The following is a 16,078-nucleotide window of genomic DNA, read 5'->3' on the forward strand; positions in this document are numbered from 1 at the left end:
GAGAGTGTGGTTTCTCCACAGTCTTGATGCTGTTCTCAGGTACTTTACGCCGCCTCTCTGGCCGGGGACCACAGCGCGCCCCTTGCCCTTGCGGCCTATGCCGTGTAAATGTTTCGCTTTCACGGCGTATGTGACGCACAACATGCCGGTAGGATGACAAGACTATGAAGCGCCGCCCACGGATTTCCGTTATAGGGTCCGGCCACTGCGACGAAACCACCGCCGCAGTCGCCCGCGAGGTTGGCCGCCGCATCGCTGATGCGGGGTGCGACCTTGTCTGTGGTGGCCTTGGCGGCGTGATGCATGCCGCCGCCAAAGGCGCACAAAACCTCGGTGGCCGCACCATCGGCATTCTGCCTGGGAATAGCCCGGACGATGCAAACAGCGCCATCGACGTGCCCATAGCCACCGGCCTTGGGCAAATGCGCAACGCCCTCGTTGTCGCCAACGGGGACGTGGTCATCGCGGTGGAAGGCGGCAGCGGCACTCTGTCCGAGGTGGGCTTTGCCCTCAAGGCCGGCAAAGCCGTCATCGCCATTGGCACCTACGCGGACATGGCAGGCGTCATAGCCGCGACATCGGCGCGGCAGGCCGTGGACCTCGCTTTGCGGCATATTGCGGACGACGCCCACTAACCGGGCGCAATCACAACCAAGAGGTACGTCATATGGAAGTACTATGGGCCCCGTGGCGGCTCGATTACATCCTCGGCCCCAAGCCGGACACCTGCCCTTTCTGCCTGCCCAAGCACACGGACGAAGACGCCGCGCGCCGCATCCTGTACCGGGGGCGGTATTCCTTTGTCATCATGAACATTTTCCCTTATAACAACGGCCACCTTATGGTGACGCCGTACCGCCACGTCATGAGTCTGGTGGACCTGCGTCCGGAAGAACACCATGAAATGATGGACCTCATGCACGAATCCACCCGCATACTCACAGCGCACTTCTCCCCCCAAGGCATCAACATGGGGGTCAACATGGGCGAGGCCGCAGGCGCTGGCATTAAAGAGCACCTGCACTTCCATCTCGTCCCCCGATGGGTCGGGGATTCCTCCTTCATGGCATTCGCCTCGGAAACCCGCGTCATCCCAGAACATATTGATCACACCTATGCCAGCCTCAAACCCTATTTTGACGAGTTTAAGACGAAACAATCCGCCAAGGAGGAGGAAAGTTAATGCGTTACTTGAAAGTTCTGGCCCTGCTTGTCCTGTTTTTCCTGACCATGGTGCTGTTTGCACAGAACATGGAGTCCCTGTCGCAGCAGGTTGAGCTTGGCCTGACGCTGTTCGGGCAGGATTTGTTCCTGATCCATCAGCCCATCTATTTCATTCTTCTGTCCGCTTTTGTGCTGGGTGGCATTCTGTGTACGCTGTACTTCCTGTATGAGAAGTTCCGCACCTGTGCAGAGCTGCGCCGTTGCCGCAAAAAGCTCAGAAACCTTGAGAAGGAAGTGACCTCCCTGCGCAATCTGCCGCTGGAGGACAAAAACTTCCCGGCAGAGACCCCGGCCGCAGAAGCCGAAACTCCCGCAGCACAGTAAAAAACGGCCGCAGCGGCCAAGGGATTTGCATGAACTGGCTCACTCGCCTCTTGCCCTTGCGTGGTGGCAAGAGCTTCTCCGGCGGCACCGAGGTCGCGGACCCCGGCAGCTTTGCTCCGGTCTCTCGTGATACTCAGGCCGCCATTGCGGAACTGAGTCAGGTTGCAAAGGACAATCCCGACGCCGTTGAAATATATCTGGCTCTTGGGAATCTGTACCGCTCGCACGGCGAAATTGAGCGGGCGGTACAGATTCGTCAAAACCTCATCGTCCGCCCCGGTCTGGACGACGCCGTCAAGGCCAAAACATGGTACGAACTGGGGCTGGACTACAAGCGCGGCGGCTTTATCGACCGCGCCCTTGGCGCCTTTGAGCAGGCGCGCAAAATTTCCGGCGACAACCCCGCCATCGTTGACGAACTGGCCCGCATGACAGCCGACACAGGCGACTTTGAACGCGCCTCGCGCTATTATGCCCAGCTTGGCAACGACATTGCCGAGGCTCACTACATGGTCCGCCTTGCGCAGGACCACTTCGACGCCGACAACGTCGCAGCCGGGAACAAGTGGCTCAAAAAAGCCCTCAAGACCTACCCCGGCTCCGTTGAAGCGTGGCAGGCCCATCTGCTGCACGACCTCGCCAACGAGGACTGGCCCACCCTGTCAAGGCACCTGCACAAGGCGCTCAGTAAGGTGGACGACAGCCTCGCCTTTGTCCTGTTTGAAGGCATCCTCGCCGCCGCCCGCCAGCACGACGCGCTGGAAGGCGAACTCGACACGGACAAACCCTTCAGTTATCACCCGCCTAGAGAACTGTGCGACGCGGTTCTCTCCGTTTTGGAAAAACGCGACCCGGACCTCTTGGCGCAGTTTTACGCCGCATGGATGGTCTGTAGCCACGACAGCGAAAAGTCCCGCGCATGGCTGGAAAAAACCCTTGTGCTCAATCCGGACTTTTGGCCCGCACGCCTTGAACTTTTGGCCATTAGCATGGACGATCAGCCACTGTCCCCGGCGTTTCGCCAGCAGCTTGAGTTCTTCGTCAAACATGCCCGCGGGCTGAAACGCTTTGTCTGCCGACGCTGCGGCCTGAAACGCGAGCAGGTCTTCTTCCGGTGCCCCCGGTGCCAGAGCTGGCACTCCATCACGTACCGCACCCTCATCAACGAATAACCCGCGTCCGGCTCCTCCCGTCCCGGAGTGCGCCGGGCATATAGAAAGAGCACGTGAGCAAAACAAAACTGACGCCAATGCTCGAACAATATTTGAGCATTAAGGCCGAATATCCCGATGCCCTGCTGTTCTACCGCATGGGCGACTTCTACGAGCTGTTCTTCGAGGACGCGGAGATCGCCGCGCGCGACCTTCAGATCGCCCTCACCTCCCGCAATCCCAACGCTGACGCGCCCGTGCCCATGTGCGGCGTGCCCTACCACTCCTGCGACGGCTACCTCTCCAAACTGCTGGAAAAGGGCCACAACGTCGCTATCTGCGAGCAGGTGGAGGACCCCAAGCAGGCCAAGGGCCTCGTCAAGCGCGAAGTCACACGCATCCTTACTCCGGGCACCGTGGTGGAGGACTCTAACCTCACGTCCAAGACGCACAACTATCTGACGGCCCTCTTCTGGGACGCCAAGGCAGGTGCCGGCGGTCTGGCGTGGGTGGATTTTTCCACGGGCGAATGGTCCGGCATCCAAAGCACCAAAGAGGTCGAACTCTGGCAGTGGATGGAAAAGACCGACCCGCGCGAAATTCTGCTCACCCGCGAATACGACGTGCCAAAGCGCTTTACCGACCTTGAGTCCAAGGTCCACTTCGTGCCGCTCCAGTCATTCTTTGACCTGCCCGGCTCCAAGCGCCGGGTTATGGATTCGCAGGGCGTGGCCGACCTGGACGCGCTGGACCTTGACGACAAGCCCCAGCTGACCCAGTGCTGCGGAGCCATCCTCGCCTACCTGCGCCAGACCCAGAAGCACGACCTCACCCACCTTGCGCCATTCCGGCCGCTGAGCCTCAGCAAGCATCTGCTGCTGGATGAAGTCACGGAACGCAATCTGGAGATTTTTCGGCGTTTGGACGGCGGACGCGGGCGCGGCACGCTGTGGCACGTTCTGGACCGCACCATGACTCCCATGGGCGGACGCCTGCTGGCGGAGCGCCTGCAACGCCCGTGGAAGGACGAAAAGCCCATCATGGCTACGCAGGAGGCCATCGCCTTCCTGTTCCACGGCGAAGAGCTGCGCGAGGACCTGCGCGAAAAGCTGGACAGCGTGTATGACCTTGAGCGCCTGTCCACGCGCATTTTCCTCAACCGCGCCACGCCCAAGGATTTTCTCGCCCTGCGCAACTCCCTTGCGGTGCTCCCCGATGTGGAAGACCTGCTGGAGCAGGCGCGCGGCACCGAAGGCGACGCCCTGCCCCGCGTCATGGACCAAATGCTCAAAGGCTGGGACAGCCTTTCGGACTGGGCACAGCTTTTGGCTACCGCCCTTGCCGATAATCCGCCCCACCTCATCACCGAGGGCGGCCTGTTCCGCTACGGCTACAATGCCGAGTTGGACGAGCTGATGGACCTGACCGAGCATGGCGAAGGCCGCCTCAAAGCGCTGCTGGAGGAAGTGAAACAGGATTCCGGGCTGGAACGCATCAAAATCGGCTTCAATAAGGTTTTCGGCTACTATTTCGACATTCCGAAGACCCTGTCCGACAAGGTGCCCTACCACTTTGAGCGCAAGCAGACCCTTGTCAACAGCGAGCGCTATATCACGCCCCAGCTCAAGGAGCTGGAGGACAAGCTCCTGTCGGCCTCGGACCAGCGCAAGATGCTGGAATACCGCCTGTTCAACGAGCTGCGGGAAAAAGTCGCCGGCGCGCGGCACCGCTTCATGGACATGGCCGGGCGCATCGCCGCGCTGGACTACTGGCAGGGACTGGCCGAAGCCGCCGCCCAAAACGACTGGAACTGCCCGGAGATGCATGACGGGCTGGAGCTGTCCATCACCGCCGGACGACACCCCGTGGTGGAGGCCGTGCAAGGTAGCGCCAACTATATCCCCAACGACGTGCGCGTGGACGAAAACAAGCGCCTGCTGGTCATCACCGGCCCCAACATGGCGGGTAAGTCCACAGTGCTCCGTCAGGCGGCCATTATCACCATCATGGCGCAGATTGGCTCCTTCGTCCCGGCGCGCAGCGCCCGCATCGGCATTGCGGACCGCATTTTCTCCCGCGTTGGCGCATCGGACAACCTTGCGCAGGGCCAGAGTACCTTTATGGTTGAAATGATGGAGACGGCGCGCATCCTGCGGCAAGCCGGGCGCAGAAGCCTCGTCATTCTCGACGAAATTGGCCGCGGCACCAGTACCTTTGACGGCCTCGCCCTTGCCTGGGCGGTGGTGGAGGAGCTGTGCGCGCGCGGCAAGGGCGGCGTCCGCACCCTTTTCGCCACCCATTATCATGAGCTGACCGTGCTTGAGAGCAAAATGCCGCAGGTGGCCAATTTCAACATCGCGGTCAAGGAACACAAGGGCGACATCATCTTCCTGCGCCGTCTGCTTCCCGGTCCGTCGGACCGAAGCTACGGTATCGAGGTTGCCAAGCTCGCAGGCGTGCCCCGCGGCGTTGTTGCCCGCGCCAAGGACATTCTGCATGACCTTGAACGCCGCTCGCGCGAGTCCAACGGCAACCGCCCGCCCCAGCCGGAGACCAAAAGCGTCCTGCTCCCCGGCCTTATCCCGGCGGATGCGCCCATCCCCGACGAGGAATGCGGCCCGGGCATAGAGCCGGAGCGGCTTGCTGTTCTCAATGAGCTGGACGGACTGGACGTGAACGCCCTGACGCCCCTTGACGCCCTGAACCTCTTACACCGGTGGAAGGCCACCGGTACCAACAAGGACTAACCCCATGCGCACGTCTCGACTGCTTCTCGGCCTGATGGCCGCCCTGCTCTGCGCCGTCATGCTTGGTGGCTGCGGCAAAAAAGTTTGGCCCGAGCCGCAGACCTCTCAGGACACCTTCGCCATCGAAAATGCCACAGCCACGCTGAAAAACGGCTGCGTTACCGTCAAGGCCGACGTCACCGGCAACTGGCGCAAGGTCGCTGCCGTGTATCTGGAGGTCTCCTCCGCAGACTGCCCGGGGTGCCCTTTTACGCCCGAGCGCCGCATCGAATTTACCCGTGCTTCCAAGGACATGACCCTCAGCGGTGGCAGCCTCACCCTGCGCGCCTGCGGTATGGGCGACCAGCCGCTTTTGTGGCGCGTTACCGCCGACAATGTCCACACAAGCATCCGGGGCACCTCAACCAAGGTCCAGATGGTTCCGTAACCGGCGTCTGCCGCGCCGCACAGGGCCGCTTGCCACATTGGAAGATGTGCGCCATCCTTTCGCAGTGGCGCACGATGGCGTTCGATGCCGGCGGAGAAGCCGGGGCGCAGCCCCGCCACTGGCACAGCAACACCGCCATGACACTGCTTCTTTGAATCTTCAATCGTTATAGGGATATCAGGAGAACGGCATGCATTTCTTCACTCTTAAGGACGGAGAACTCCACGCGGAAGACCTCAAGGTCGCCGACCTTGCCAAGGAGTACGGCACCCCGCTGTACGTCTATTCCGCCGCCACCCTGCGCCGCCATTTTAAGGCGTATGATTCGGCATTTACCTCGCTGCGGCACATGACGTGCTATTCCGTCAAGGCCAATTCCAACCTCTCCGTGCTGAAGCTGCTGGCCGAAATGGGCGCTGGCATGGACATTGTCTCCGGCGGCGAACTGCACCGCGCCCTCGCCGCTGGCGTGGACCCGCAGAAAATCGTCTACTCCGGCGTTGGCAAGCGTACTGCCGAAATCCGCGAGGCGCTTGAGGCAAACATCCTCATGTTCAACGTGGAGTCGCAGCAGGAGCTGGAGCGCATCGGCTCTGTGGCGCAGGAAATGGGCAAAACCGCCCGCATTTCCGTACGCATCAACCCCGATGTCGACCCCAAGACCCACCCCTACATCTCCACCGGGATGAAGAAAAACAAGTTTGGGCTGGACCTTGAGACCTCCCTTGCCACCTACCGCCGCGCCAAGGAACTCCCGGCTGTGGAGGCCGTCGGCATCGACTGCCATATCGGTTCCCAGCTCACCACCGTGGAGCCGTTCCTTGAAGCGCTGGAGAAGATTCTGAGCTTCTATCAGCAGCTGTGCGACATGGGCCTGTGCATCGAGTACATCGACCTTGGCGGCGGCCTTGGCATCACCTACGACGAGGAAGAGCCGCCCCACCCTGCCGAGTTCGGCGAAGCTCTTGCCAAGCGCCTTGCAGACCTGCCCATCACACTCATTTTGGAGCCGGGCCGAAGCATCGCGGGTAACGCGGGCATCCTTGTGACCGAGGTCGTCTACACGAAGCAGACGCCCAGCAAGCACTTCGTCATTGTGGACGCCGCCATGAACGACCTTGTCCGTCCCTCGCTGTACGGCTCCTTCCACCGCATTGCCGAAGTCGCCCCGGCCGGGCGTCCGGAGGAAGATGTGGACGTGGTCGGTCCCATTTGCGAATCCGGCGACTTCCTCGCGCGCGACAGGCAGCTGCCGCGTGTGGAGTCCGGCGAATTCCTCGCCTGCTTCTCTGCGGGCGCATACGGCTTCACCATGAGCTCCAACTACAATTCCCGCCCGCGTGCGTGCGAGATCATCGTAGACGGCGAAAACGTCACCGTGGCGCGCCGCCGAGAGACCTACGACGACCTGACTGCGCTGGAGCGCTAAACGCCTCCACGCACAATGTGAGCCACAAAATGAGGGCGCGTCTGCGAAGAAGCAGGCGCGCCCTTTGTGTTTTGATGAAGGACTGTAGGGCACGAAACGCGAAGCCCCGGCCGCTGGAGTCCCGATGCGGCCGGGGTATTCACGCTTTCGGCGGGCTGGAACGCCGAAAGCAGGGAGCATATGCCCCCCTGCCCACTTGTGGACCCAACCTGCGAACGCAGGATGGGGAGTTGGTCACATACTACACGCATCCTGCCGGAAGGAATACCCCTTATGCAAAATTCCCAGAGCGTCACATCCTCCCGGCACACAAAGAATTTTACCGAACTCCCCACGACCCCCTTGCCAAATCTTGAAAAGTCCCTATATTCCCCCTAGCTCTTTGATTGGGGGCGACCTGGTTTCGACGGGGATGGTTGAAGCCAAGGTTGCAGGCCGAGGCGCCGCTGGCCTCGTAAAAAAGCGGCAAGGCTATAAATGCCAATGATACCGAATACGCTCTGGCAGCTTAATTAGCCAGCACTTAACCGATGGATGCCTGATAAATCGGAGCGGTGACACCCCTTTCAGGCTGGCTACTGATTCGTGTTCGCCGGAATCAGGGCGAGAACCAAGGTGAACTGGCCGTGCGCAAGCCTGTCCGTCGGCGGGCAATCGGTAAGACACAAATGATGGACTAAGCCTGTAGACGCCTTGTGTGGAGCATTCTCGGACGGGGGTTCGATTCCCCCCGCCTCCACCAGATACCCCAACAAAATCAAGCCCTTGGATCCGTCCAAGGGCTTTTTTTGGTGGTGAATCGGTGGTGAATGGCATTTCACGTAAGTTGAAAAAACGAAAATCAACTTACGTGCATTTCGACTCCCAAAATGAAGCGAGCCGAAGCTCCTCCGACTCGCCTTCACGTGCCCTCTGAGTGATCACTCATTCAGGGCTATTCCTCTCCCCTTGCACTTCTCATCATATTATCAAAAAGGTTTTTTTCTTGGTGTCAAACATTGCGTAAGCAATGAGTTGGGAATTGATATAGCGTTTCAAAAGATATATCGTCCTTAACTGGTACGGGAAGGCCATCCCGTATAGCCTTGCTGACGCAACTGCCCGGCAGTCTCTTCGTCGAGGAGCTGAGACTGCCCTTCATTCTGATTCTCCTCGCAAGGACCAGTTCATGCCGACCCGACGAGACGCCATCAAGCTCTTCACCGTTGGCGCCATAGGAGCACCAATGACCTGCACGTCTGCGCCGCTTCCTGACGGCGTTGCCGCCACCCTTTCAGAGATCACCCTGTCTGAACTGCATGCCAAAGCACGTGAGCTTCAGAGCGGAGACCGAATTCTTGCCGCTCCAAGGGACATTTCCGAAAAGCTCCTGCTTCGGACCTATGGCTTTGAATACATAGATGACGCCGACCAAGGGCTTCTCTTCCAGTTTCTGCCAGCCAGAAACAACAGCATCGAAACAATCTCGTCCATTCTTTACGACGACTACAAGGTCGCCACATACAAAATCGCCCTACTTCGCGCCCTCGTGGACATCGCATCGGGCCTGAGCAGCGAGCTTGTCGAGTTCCATACCGAGGATGGGCAGGACTATGCCTTCATCCCCTACGGACTCGTCTGTCTTCAGTGGATCAAGTATTACTGGCCACTCGTGGAGAAAGGCATTCCACAGATTACCCGCAGAACGAACATGGCCTTTGAGGATGAACTGCGCGAAGTAATGAAGCTTGCCAAGTCGCAGTTCGGCCTCTGCCCCATGACGCAGTTCATCGCGGAGTTCAAGAAAGGATTTGAGAAGTCCTCACCGTTTTACGGCCTTACGCGTGAACTCATGACCAGCCTGCGCACCGTCATCATGACGGGCCCCGTGCGGCACGCCGGAAGACCGGAAACTTTCATCAGCTCCGACAAGCATTTCTACGCGAGCCCCTGCAATCTTTCATCATTTGCCGATTATATATCCACCCGCGGAGCCATTCGGGTGCCCGTGGATCTCTTCTTCGAGATGAAGGTCTTCGGCAATATCCTGTCCGACGCAATCGCCGTAAAATGGGCTCAGGAGAGCGTTCGCCTCTCAGCGCGACGTGATACCCCCAAAAGCCTTACGGACATCCTCCCGGCGATTCTGACCGAGGAAATCGAGTCCAGAGACCAAAGCCTCGCCCGTGAAGTCGCCCTGGAGTACCTCGACCGAACCGGGCAGCTTAGCTGCGTCTACTCAAATGCCCAGCTCCGGGCGAGCACCTTCGCCATGGACCACATCCTGCCCTACTCCATCTTCTACAATAACGACCTCTGGAACCTCATGCCGGCCAAACCCAGCATAAACACCCAGAAGTCCGACAAAATCCCCAGTATCGACACCCTTAAAGCTGCGCGCACGCACTTTAACTCTTTCTGGGACTTCGCCGCCTCGGCCAAGCCAAGAATCTTCGCCGGAGAGCTGCGGTCTACGCTTGGGATTAAGGTAGGCGATGGAGACTGGAAAGAACCTCTCTTCGGGGCTCTTGCGCGGCAGGCGGACATAACCGCGGAGCATCGGGGGATGGAGAGGTGGGGACTGCGTCCAGGCTGAATCTACCTTTCGTACCTTCAAAACGTAGTTCATCAGGCATCGAGAGTTTTCAAATAGGGAAAAAGCCCAAGAGGCCTTCTTTGAATATATAAAGCATATTGCAACAGTCGAAGAAGGCCCTCCGGAAACAGGTAAAGGCATTGCCAGAATTTTAAACACGTTAGCTCATGGAGAAAGTGGCTTAACTGACTATCCACTTTTGTGTGGCAGGATTATTTCGGTCGACTTGGCAAGAAGTAATGTCACAAAGAAACACTTAAATCGCTCTAGGTGAAATAGTATGAACGATCGCGACTTCAAGGCTTTATGTGATAAAAGTGAAAGCTTTCAATTAGACTTCAAGGCCGAAATGTACGATTTTTCCGGTGCAGACAAAAAAGAGAAGCGGTACAAGCGATCAAAGTTTGTTAAAGATATTCTCAGCATGGCCAATACGCCTAGAGACTCTGAGTCCCGAATCATTCTGGGCGTAAAGGAGCACCCAGATGGTAGTAATGACCTCTTGGGAATTGAAGATTACATCGACGATGCAGATCTTCAAAGTAAGCTTCATAGATGTGTGCATCCGATGCCGCAGTTCGCATACGAAACGGTCATAATTGACGGATGTACTTTTGGAATAATCACGATTCCTCCGTACCGCGATCATGGACCTTTCTTCTATACGGGGAGAGCAAATAACATCCTCAAAGAAAGGACTTTGTATCTACGGAGGGGAACTCAGAATGACATCGCAACATATGAGGAAGAAAAAGATGTGTTCGCGTGGTTTTTGCATAACTCAGAACCACTAGAAGCCTTGAGTCAATACGCTTCCAATACATGGGATCCATTTGTAAATGCTGTAGACTGCTTCGACCCTAGGCGGTCATACATATTGACCACAACAGCACTTTCCCCACAGGAAGCAAACGGCCACCTGTCATATTTAGGGTCTATCAATTGGGCTTTCGTTGCAGATTTTGACCACAAGAGCTCCTCTTCCGGAGCCTTAAAACACGTCAAGACAGATTTTGAAAAGCGAAGAGCCTTACACCAGATGACAATTGAAGACGATGTGAATTACTGTCCGACCACTTCAACATATTGGTATTACACACGAGGAATCGATGGTCGGGACAGCACGATTTCGATAGGTCGATGGATCGACTGGAAGGCGAAATACGTTAAAGATATCAGACTCAAAATGTCCAAGGTATCTAATGTCGTAAACAGGCCAATTACTATTGTTGTCTTACTGTACGACGAGCAAATGCACGAACATATGAGGTCTTTTCTCGAAATTGCATACGAAGAGTTATCGGACGGTCTCGATGTTGTTATTGTATCTAATAATTCTGATGAAGCAAAAAATATTGCCCAATTGTTTGATGCTATCCATTTCTCCTTACCTCTTCACCAATTACTTGGAGGATTGCATCAATTTCGACCTAAGGACGCATTAACAGAAGATTCGTCCATACCGTCGAGCTCAGGTGCTCCATTGGTATTGGATCACGAAGAAATAGCTTGGCTTAGTGAAGAATTAGAAATTGTACACATGGGGATAGGGAATAGCCCTGAACCAGAGACAGAGACAACCAATGATTATAGGCGTGGAAAAACTGTCTCATGGTACGACTTAGCTTTGAGACTTGATATAGATCGAGACCTGTCAAGAAAGCTTGAAAGAAAAGTCCGTGAATCTTTAACGCGAAGAAGGGCTGAAAGAATTAATTTATACCATGAGCCAGGAGCAGGCGGCACGACCATTGGTTGCCGGTTGTTATGGGACATGAAACATGAGTACCCTTGTGTACGATTGAACAGCAGTTCTTCCTCACAAAATACTGCGGAACGTATTGGGAAATTGTATTCAATTTCTAAGTTACCTGTTTTAGTCCTGATTGATGGGAACAAAGTCTCACAGGCACAATCGAACGACTTAAACAAGATTCTTGCGTCAAGAAATGTACCGACAACTTTCGTTATCGTTCAAAGGCGTTACGAAAAAACAACAAGGGGCGACAACCTCCTTTTTCTACCTGCGGAACTGTCAGATAGAGAACTGCCCATTTTTACGCATGTACTATGCCGAGATGTTCCGAAACGAGCGGACGACATACAGCGGGCCGCGCAAGGCTCTCAAAAAGCTGAAAAAACTTTATTTTATCTGGGTCTAGTTGCTTTTGAAAAAGAGTATGTTTCACTTGAAGATTTTGTTCGCCGTCATTTAGCTAAAATGAACGAGAAACAAAGAACCATTTTGATTTGCCTGGCGATGGCACATTATTACGGCCAGACCTCAATGGAAGCACAATTTTTTGCGGATTATTTAGGTCTCCCTCCAAACAAACCGGTCGATCTTCAAGGTGTCTTTGATGCTGCTGCGCTTAACCTGATTACATATGAAAAGGGCTCTAAATGGCGGCCTTTGCATTACCTTATATCTGAAAAAGTTTTAGAAATTGGAATGCAGCCAAAGGGTTTTGAAGGGCGAACGTGGAAACAGTTCATAGTTATTTGGGCAAAAAAATTTATATCCATCTGCTCGAGAGGGGAAAAGGCTTGGGCACATATTATGGAGCTGTTACAGCAAGTTTTTATCTATAGAGATAACAACACTATGCTGGGAACTGAGCAGTCCGGTAGGGAACTGTTTTCAAGAATAATATCCGATATTCCAAACGATGAAGGGAAATTAAGCATCTTTAAGCGTTTGACGGAATCATTTCCTGAAAACCATCACTATTGGGCTCATTTGGGTAGATTCTATAGTCACCACATGGGAGACTACGCCAATGCTATAGCCGCCCTGGAGCGAGCTTTAGAAATTGATGATTCTGACCACGTGATACACCATATGAAAGGTATGGCTCTTCGACGTCAACTAGACGATATGATTCAGCAGGGAAGTGACATCAAGGAGGTTGTGGAAAAAGCAAAACAGGCCTCTGATAGCTTTACTGAGTCAAGGGAAATCAACCCTGAAAATGAGTATGGCTATGTAAGTGAATCGCAAACGATTATTAGACTTTTGGATTATTGTGGAAAAGAGGCTTCTAGCAGGCCGCTACTTGCCGCTGCAAATTCGAGCGACGAGTGGGTGAGGGGGGCTTTTGAACGAGCAGAGAATCTTTTGTCCGAACTGAGACTCCTGCGACAAACTGAGCAACCAAGCGATCACGAATTACGATGTCGAGCTAACCTTGATGCCCTTTATGGCGACCATGGGGAGGCGTTGCAAGCGTGGCAGAACTTGCTTGATAAGCAAGTGACATATGCTCCGCCGATACGCCGTCAAATTGTCTGGACATTGTTGTCCAAACACAAGCGAGACTGGGGAACCATGGCAAAGCGAGATGTAGACCGCATCGTTAATCTTTTGAAAGCCAATATTGAGGAAGAACCTGGCAAAGCTAATAACTTGCGACTTTGGTTACAGGCTGTAAGGGAGTTAGATCTCCCCCCTTCCATTGAGACAGTCATTGAAAAAGTTGCATACTGGAGCGCGGTCAGCGACGACTTGGATGCATCGTACTATTTATATGTTTTGTATGCGCTTCAAGCCTTTTCTGGTTCTACCGTTGCTGTGAGCAAGTCTTATGAGCACCTTGAGAAGTGCAAACATCAAGCACAACGCAGGCGGGATCGCCTGAGAAGTTTTGAGTGGGCCGGAAGTGGGGCAGGAATCAAACAACTGGTCCATCAAAGCTCACTGGGAGAGTGGAATCGCGACTTAGCTTTTTGGCGCAACACAACTAAGTTAGTGAAAATGGAAGGTGTTATTTCGGAAATCCGGGGACCAGAAAAAGGGACAATCGAAGTTGGTGGGATGAAAGCATTCTTTGTTCCTAGTGTTGCTGGGTATTCAAGTGGACAGTCCGAGAATCTGCGAGTTAGATTCTACGTTGGGTTCAGCTACGATGGCCTTAGAGCATGGGACGTAGAGGATGCTTGATTGTTGCTACAATGTAGGACCTAGGAGGTAGTTCCTACTACCTCCTAGAAGGGGCTTCACTTCGGATACTCATATGCATACCCCGGTCAAAATGGGGCCTACTTCAGTATGAGCCAGTCTGCAATCAAATCGTTTTCAGCCGAGAGTTTCGGCTCATAGCGATAGCAGGTCTGGCTGATGTCAAACGCCTTAAGAATCCCCAAGATCTGCGAGTCTGTGTAACGCGATTTCTTCATGTCGAATCTCCTCGGTTAGTTTTACGAGAAAATTCTACTTTTCAGAACCACTCTTTTCCGGGGGGATTACCGGTCCAGTTTGACTCAATTTAACATAGTTTCTGTCAACCATTGATTCTTACGCCGTCACAGGTTAACAAGCGCCAAAGCGGTAGGGTATTCTCTTCTGAATTCCAGTCTTTCCCTTTTTACAATTATTCGAAATTTATGGAAAAAATAAAGATTATTGATCTTTTTTGTGGCGCAGGCGGCAAAACTTTGGGCTTTGTCGACGATCGGTTTTGCGGCAATTTTGAATCAATTTTTGCCGTAGACTCCGACAAATCAGCAATTGAAACCTATAATAAAAACTTTAAACATAAAGGTATTCTTGCTGAGATAGAAGAAATTCTAACGAGTGGCGTCTCAATTCCTCAAGCCGATGTGGTTATTGGTGGTCCACCTTGCCAGGGGTTCAGCCTATTAAATCGAAACCGTAAAGAAGATCTTAGGCGAGCGTTATGGCAACCGTATCTAGAAATTGTTGAAGCTTCTGGTGCGTTATGCTTCGTTATGGAAAATGTTCCAGCCCTGCTGAAGTCCATAGAGTTCGAAAACATAACAAATCAAGCTCAAAAGATTGGTTTTTCAATTAAATCAGGAGTATTAACCGCGGCAGACTACGGAGTACCCCAGCTGCGAAAACGAGCCTTTGTTATTGGTTGGAAAGCCAACAAACTAATGCCACCTCTTTTCCCTCCTACTCCCACACATGCAGCTCCGGAAAAAAATTCCACCTTACCCAAATGGCCAACTGTCAAAGAGGCTATAGGGGATCTAGCCCCGCCTGTCGGCACGAGTATTCGCGATGTACCTCCCCCTTATGATTTGCAGTTTGGTCGTAATCCCACTGAGTTGAGTTTAAAGCGCTACAAGGCTGTACCTCCCGGAGGAAACCGTTTTGATTTGCAGCGAAATGCTCCTGAAATCACTCCGAATTGCTGGTTGAAAAAAAAATCTGGTGGGACTGATCTTTTTGGACGAATGTGGTGGGACAGGCCTTCTCCAACGATTCGTACTGAATTTTTCAAACCAGAAAAAGGCCGGTATCTTCACCCAGCCCAAGACAGGCCCATTACACATCGAGAAGGAGCTCGGTTGATGGGTTTTCCTGACGACTTTGTTTTTGAAGGCTCAAAAATAGAAATTGCAAAGCAAATAGGCAACGCGGTTCCGCCACGACTTGCTGGCGCAGTTGCTAGATGTCTTTTTGATATGCTCAAGAAGTCTAAATAAGAAGTTCACAGAACCCCTCGAGAGTGCAGTTCAAAGGGGCGCCCGCTGTGAAATATGACTCTATTCATCGCATTCTTTCTTCAAAATATTTTGAAGAAAACGGATTATATCCTTCTTGTTATCAAATTTTGATTGCAATTTTCTATTGATAGCATCGGGGATTGGCAACATTGTAATTACACCAAATTTTTCAGGAAAAGCCCAAGGGCATTGCTCACAATCATCAGTGCACTCCGCGCAAGCTTTCCTTTTACCAACGTTACAAACATTGCATAACGGTTGCCAGTTCCCTAAGCTATGCTTTCCTCCCCGAATAAGTGGAATTTTATGATCAGCTTGTAGTCCTCTTACGCCAGCTTCTATCCACTTGCCACATATGGCACAAGTATACTCATGTTTTTGAAAGAGAAATTTCTTTTCTTTTTCGCCAAGATAAGTTCGGATATGTGCATTTTTAAGAATGCTGGATTTTAATCTGTAAGAATGCTGGCCATTAACAGGTTGACTTTCAATGTCACACCCATTTTCATCTCTTAATTCTCTAATTCTACGATCAAAATATTTTTGAGATGTCAATTCGAGTAGCTCTGAGCTCGCTACCCAACTCTTGGGGAAGGCATCATCACTCCCCCAAAGACTTTTGATTATCGTTTTTTTTACAGCACTTAATTTTTTTGAATTTTCCTCAATCTGCTGGATATACTGTTCGTAAGTCATTCCCTCTTGCCTCGGTTAAATTCAATAAAGGCA

General features: G+C 53.4%; 12 protein-coding genes and 1 other RNA gene. 11 read left to right on the forward strand and 2 right to left on the reverse strand.

Annotated elements, in window-relative coordinates:
• The first annotated feature begins 164 nt into the window (after positions 1-164).
• The 10 genes from ACI3L3_RS10015 (at position 165) to ACI3L3_RS10060 (ending at position 13,817) form a co-directional block, all read left to right on the forward strand.
• The gene (locus ACI3L3_RS10015; protein ID WP_404844967.1) at positions 165-635 is read left to right on the forward strand and encodes a TIGR00725 family protein; all 471 of its coding nucleotides are present in this window, start codon (positions 165-167) and stop codon (positions 633-635) included.
• 32 nt (positions 636-667) lie between these two features.
• A complete protein-coding gene (locus ACI3L3_RS10020; protein WP_404844968.1) occupies positions 668-1,183 on the forward strand; it encodes an HIT family protein in 516 nt (171 codons plus the stop codon).
• On the forward strand, positions 1,183-1,548 hold the full coding sequence (locus ACI3L3_RS10025) for a lipopolysaccharide assembly protein LapA domain-containing protein (protein WP_404844969.1): 366 nt from the start codon (positions 1,183-1,185) through the stop codon (positions 1,546-1,548). Before ACI3L3_RS10020 ends, ACI3L3_RS10025 begins: the two co-directional genes overlap by 1 nt.
• Positions 1,549-1,577: 29 nt before the next feature.
• On the forward strand, positions 1,578-2,720 hold the full coding sequence (locus ACI3L3_RS10030) for a tetratricopeptide repeat protein (RefSeq protein WP_404844970.1): 1,143 nt from the start codon (positions 1,578-1,580) through the stop codon (positions 2,718-2,720).
• 77 nt (positions 2,721-2,797) lie between these two features.
• The gene (gene mutS, locus ACI3L3_RS10035; protein ID WP_404845223.1) at positions 2,798-5,446 is read left to right on the forward strand and encodes a DNA mismatch repair protein MutS; all 2,649 of its coding nucleotides are present in this window, start codon (positions 2,798-2,800) and stop codon (positions 5,444-5,446) included.
• 4 nt (positions 5,447-5,450) lie between these two features.
• Complete coding sequence (locus ACI3L3_RS10040) at positions 5,451-5,873, forward strand: hypothetical protein (RefSeq protein ID WP_404844971.1); 423 nt, start codon at positions 5,451-5,453, stop codon at positions 5,871-5,873.
• A 190-nt stretch (positions 5,874-6,063) separates the two neighbouring features.
• Complete coding sequence (lysA, locus tag ACI3L3_RS10045; protein ID WP_404844972.1) at positions 6,064-7,302, forward strand: diaminopimelate decarboxylase; 1,239 nt, start codon at positions 6,064-6,066, stop codon at positions 7,300-7,302.
• 388 nt (positions 7,303-7,690) lie between these two features.
• Positions 7,691-8,044: a transfer-messenger RNA gene (gene ssrA / locus ACI3L3_RS10050) on the forward strand.
• A 426-nt stretch (positions 8,045-8,470) separates the two neighbouring features.
• A complete protein-coding gene (locus ACI3L3_RS10055; protein ID WP_404844973.1) occupies positions 8,471-9,877 on the forward strand; it encodes an HNH endonuclease domain-containing protein in 1,407 nt (468 codons plus the stop codon).
• Positions 9,878-10,157: 280 nt separating this feature from the next.
• A complete protein-coding gene (locus ACI3L3_RS10060) occupies positions 10,158-13,817 on the forward strand; it encodes an RNA-binding domain-containing protein (RefSeq protein WP_404844974.1) in 3,660 nt (1,219 codons plus the stop codon).
• A 98-nt stretch (positions 13,818-13,915) separates the two neighbouring features.
• Here the strand turns inward: ACI3L3_RS10060 and ACI3L3_RS10065 are convergent, their stop codons facing one another.
• On the reverse strand, positions 13,916-14,053 hold the full coding sequence (locus ACI3L3_RS10065) for a hypothetical protein (protein WP_404845229.1): 138 nt from the start codon (positions 14,051-14,053) through the stop codon (positions 13,916-13,918).
• 207 nt (positions 14,054-14,260) lie between these two features.
• Here ACI3L3_RS10065 and ACI3L3_RS10070 point away from each other — a divergent pair, with 207 nt between their 5' ends.
• Positions 14,261-15,328: a DNA cytosine methyltransferase gene (locus tag ACI3L3_RS10070; RefSeq protein ID WP_404844975.1), complete on the forward strand. Its 1,068-nt coding sequence runs from the start codon at positions 14,261-14,263 to the stop codon at positions 15,326-15,328.
• A gap of 60 nt (positions 15,329-15,388) precedes the next feature.
• Here ACI3L3_RS10070 and ACI3L3_RS10075 read toward each other — a convergent pair whose 3' ends face one another.
• Entirely contained in the window at positions 15,389-16,045 is a 657-nt protein-coding gene (locus ACI3L3_RS10075) for an HNH endonuclease (RefSeq protein ID WP_404844976.1), read from the reverse strand.
• Between the last annotated feature and the right edge of the window lie 33 nt (positions 16,046-16,078).

Origin of the sequence: Desulfobaculum sp. SPO524, assembly GCF_044987625.1 — a bacterium.
Lineage (GTDB): Bacteria > Desulfobacterota > Desulfovibrionia > Desulfovibrionales > Desulfovibrionaceae > Desulfobaculum.

Coding starts and splice junctions, on each gene's coding strand:
- lysA (WP_404844972.1), top strand. CDS start 6,064: ATGCATTTCTTCACTCTTAAGGACGGAGAACTCCACGCGGAAGACCTC.
- ACI3L3_RS10075 (WP_404844976.1), bottom strand. CDS start 16,045: ATGACTTACGAACAGTATATCCAGCAGATTGAGGAAAATTCAAAAAAA.
- ACI3L3_RS10040 (WP_404844971.1), top strand. CDS start 5,451: ATGCGCACGTCTCGACTGCTTCTCGGCCTGATGGCCGCCCTGCTCTGC.
- mutS (WP_404845223.1), top strand. CDS start 2,798: ATGCTCGAACAATATTTGAGCATTAAGGCCGAATATCCCGATGCCCTG.
- ACI3L3_RS10070 (WP_404844975.1), top strand. CDS start 14,261: ATGGAAAAAATAAAGATTATTGATCTTTTTTGTGGCGCAGGCGGCAAA.
- ACI3L3_RS10060 (WP_404844974.1), top strand. CDS start 10,158: ATGAACGATCGCGACTTCAAGGCTTTATGTGATAAAAGTGAAAGCTTT.
- ACI3L3_RS10015 (WP_404844967.1), top strand. CDS start 165: ATGAAGCGCCGCCCACGGATTTCCGTTATAGGGTCCGGCCACTGCGAC.
- ACI3L3_RS10055 (WP_404844973.1), top strand. CDS start 8,471: ATGCCGACCCGACGAGACGCCATCAAGCTCTTCACCGTTGGCGCCATA.
- ACI3L3_RS10065 (WP_404845229.1), bottom strand. CDS start 14,053: ATGAAGAAATCGCGTTACACAGACTCGCAGATCTTGGGGATTCTTAAG.
- ACI3L3_RS10030 (WP_404844970.1), top strand. CDS start 1,578: ATGAACTGGCTCACTCGCCTCTTGCCCTTGCGTGGTGGCAAGAGCTTC.
- ACI3L3_RS10020 (WP_404844968.1), top strand. CDS start 668: ATGGAAGTACTATGGGCCCCGTGGCGGCTCGATTACATCCTCGGCCCC.
- ACI3L3_RS10025 (WP_404844969.1), top strand. CDS start 1,183: ATGCGTTACTTGAAAGTTCTGGCCCTGCTTGTCCTGTTTTTCCTGACC.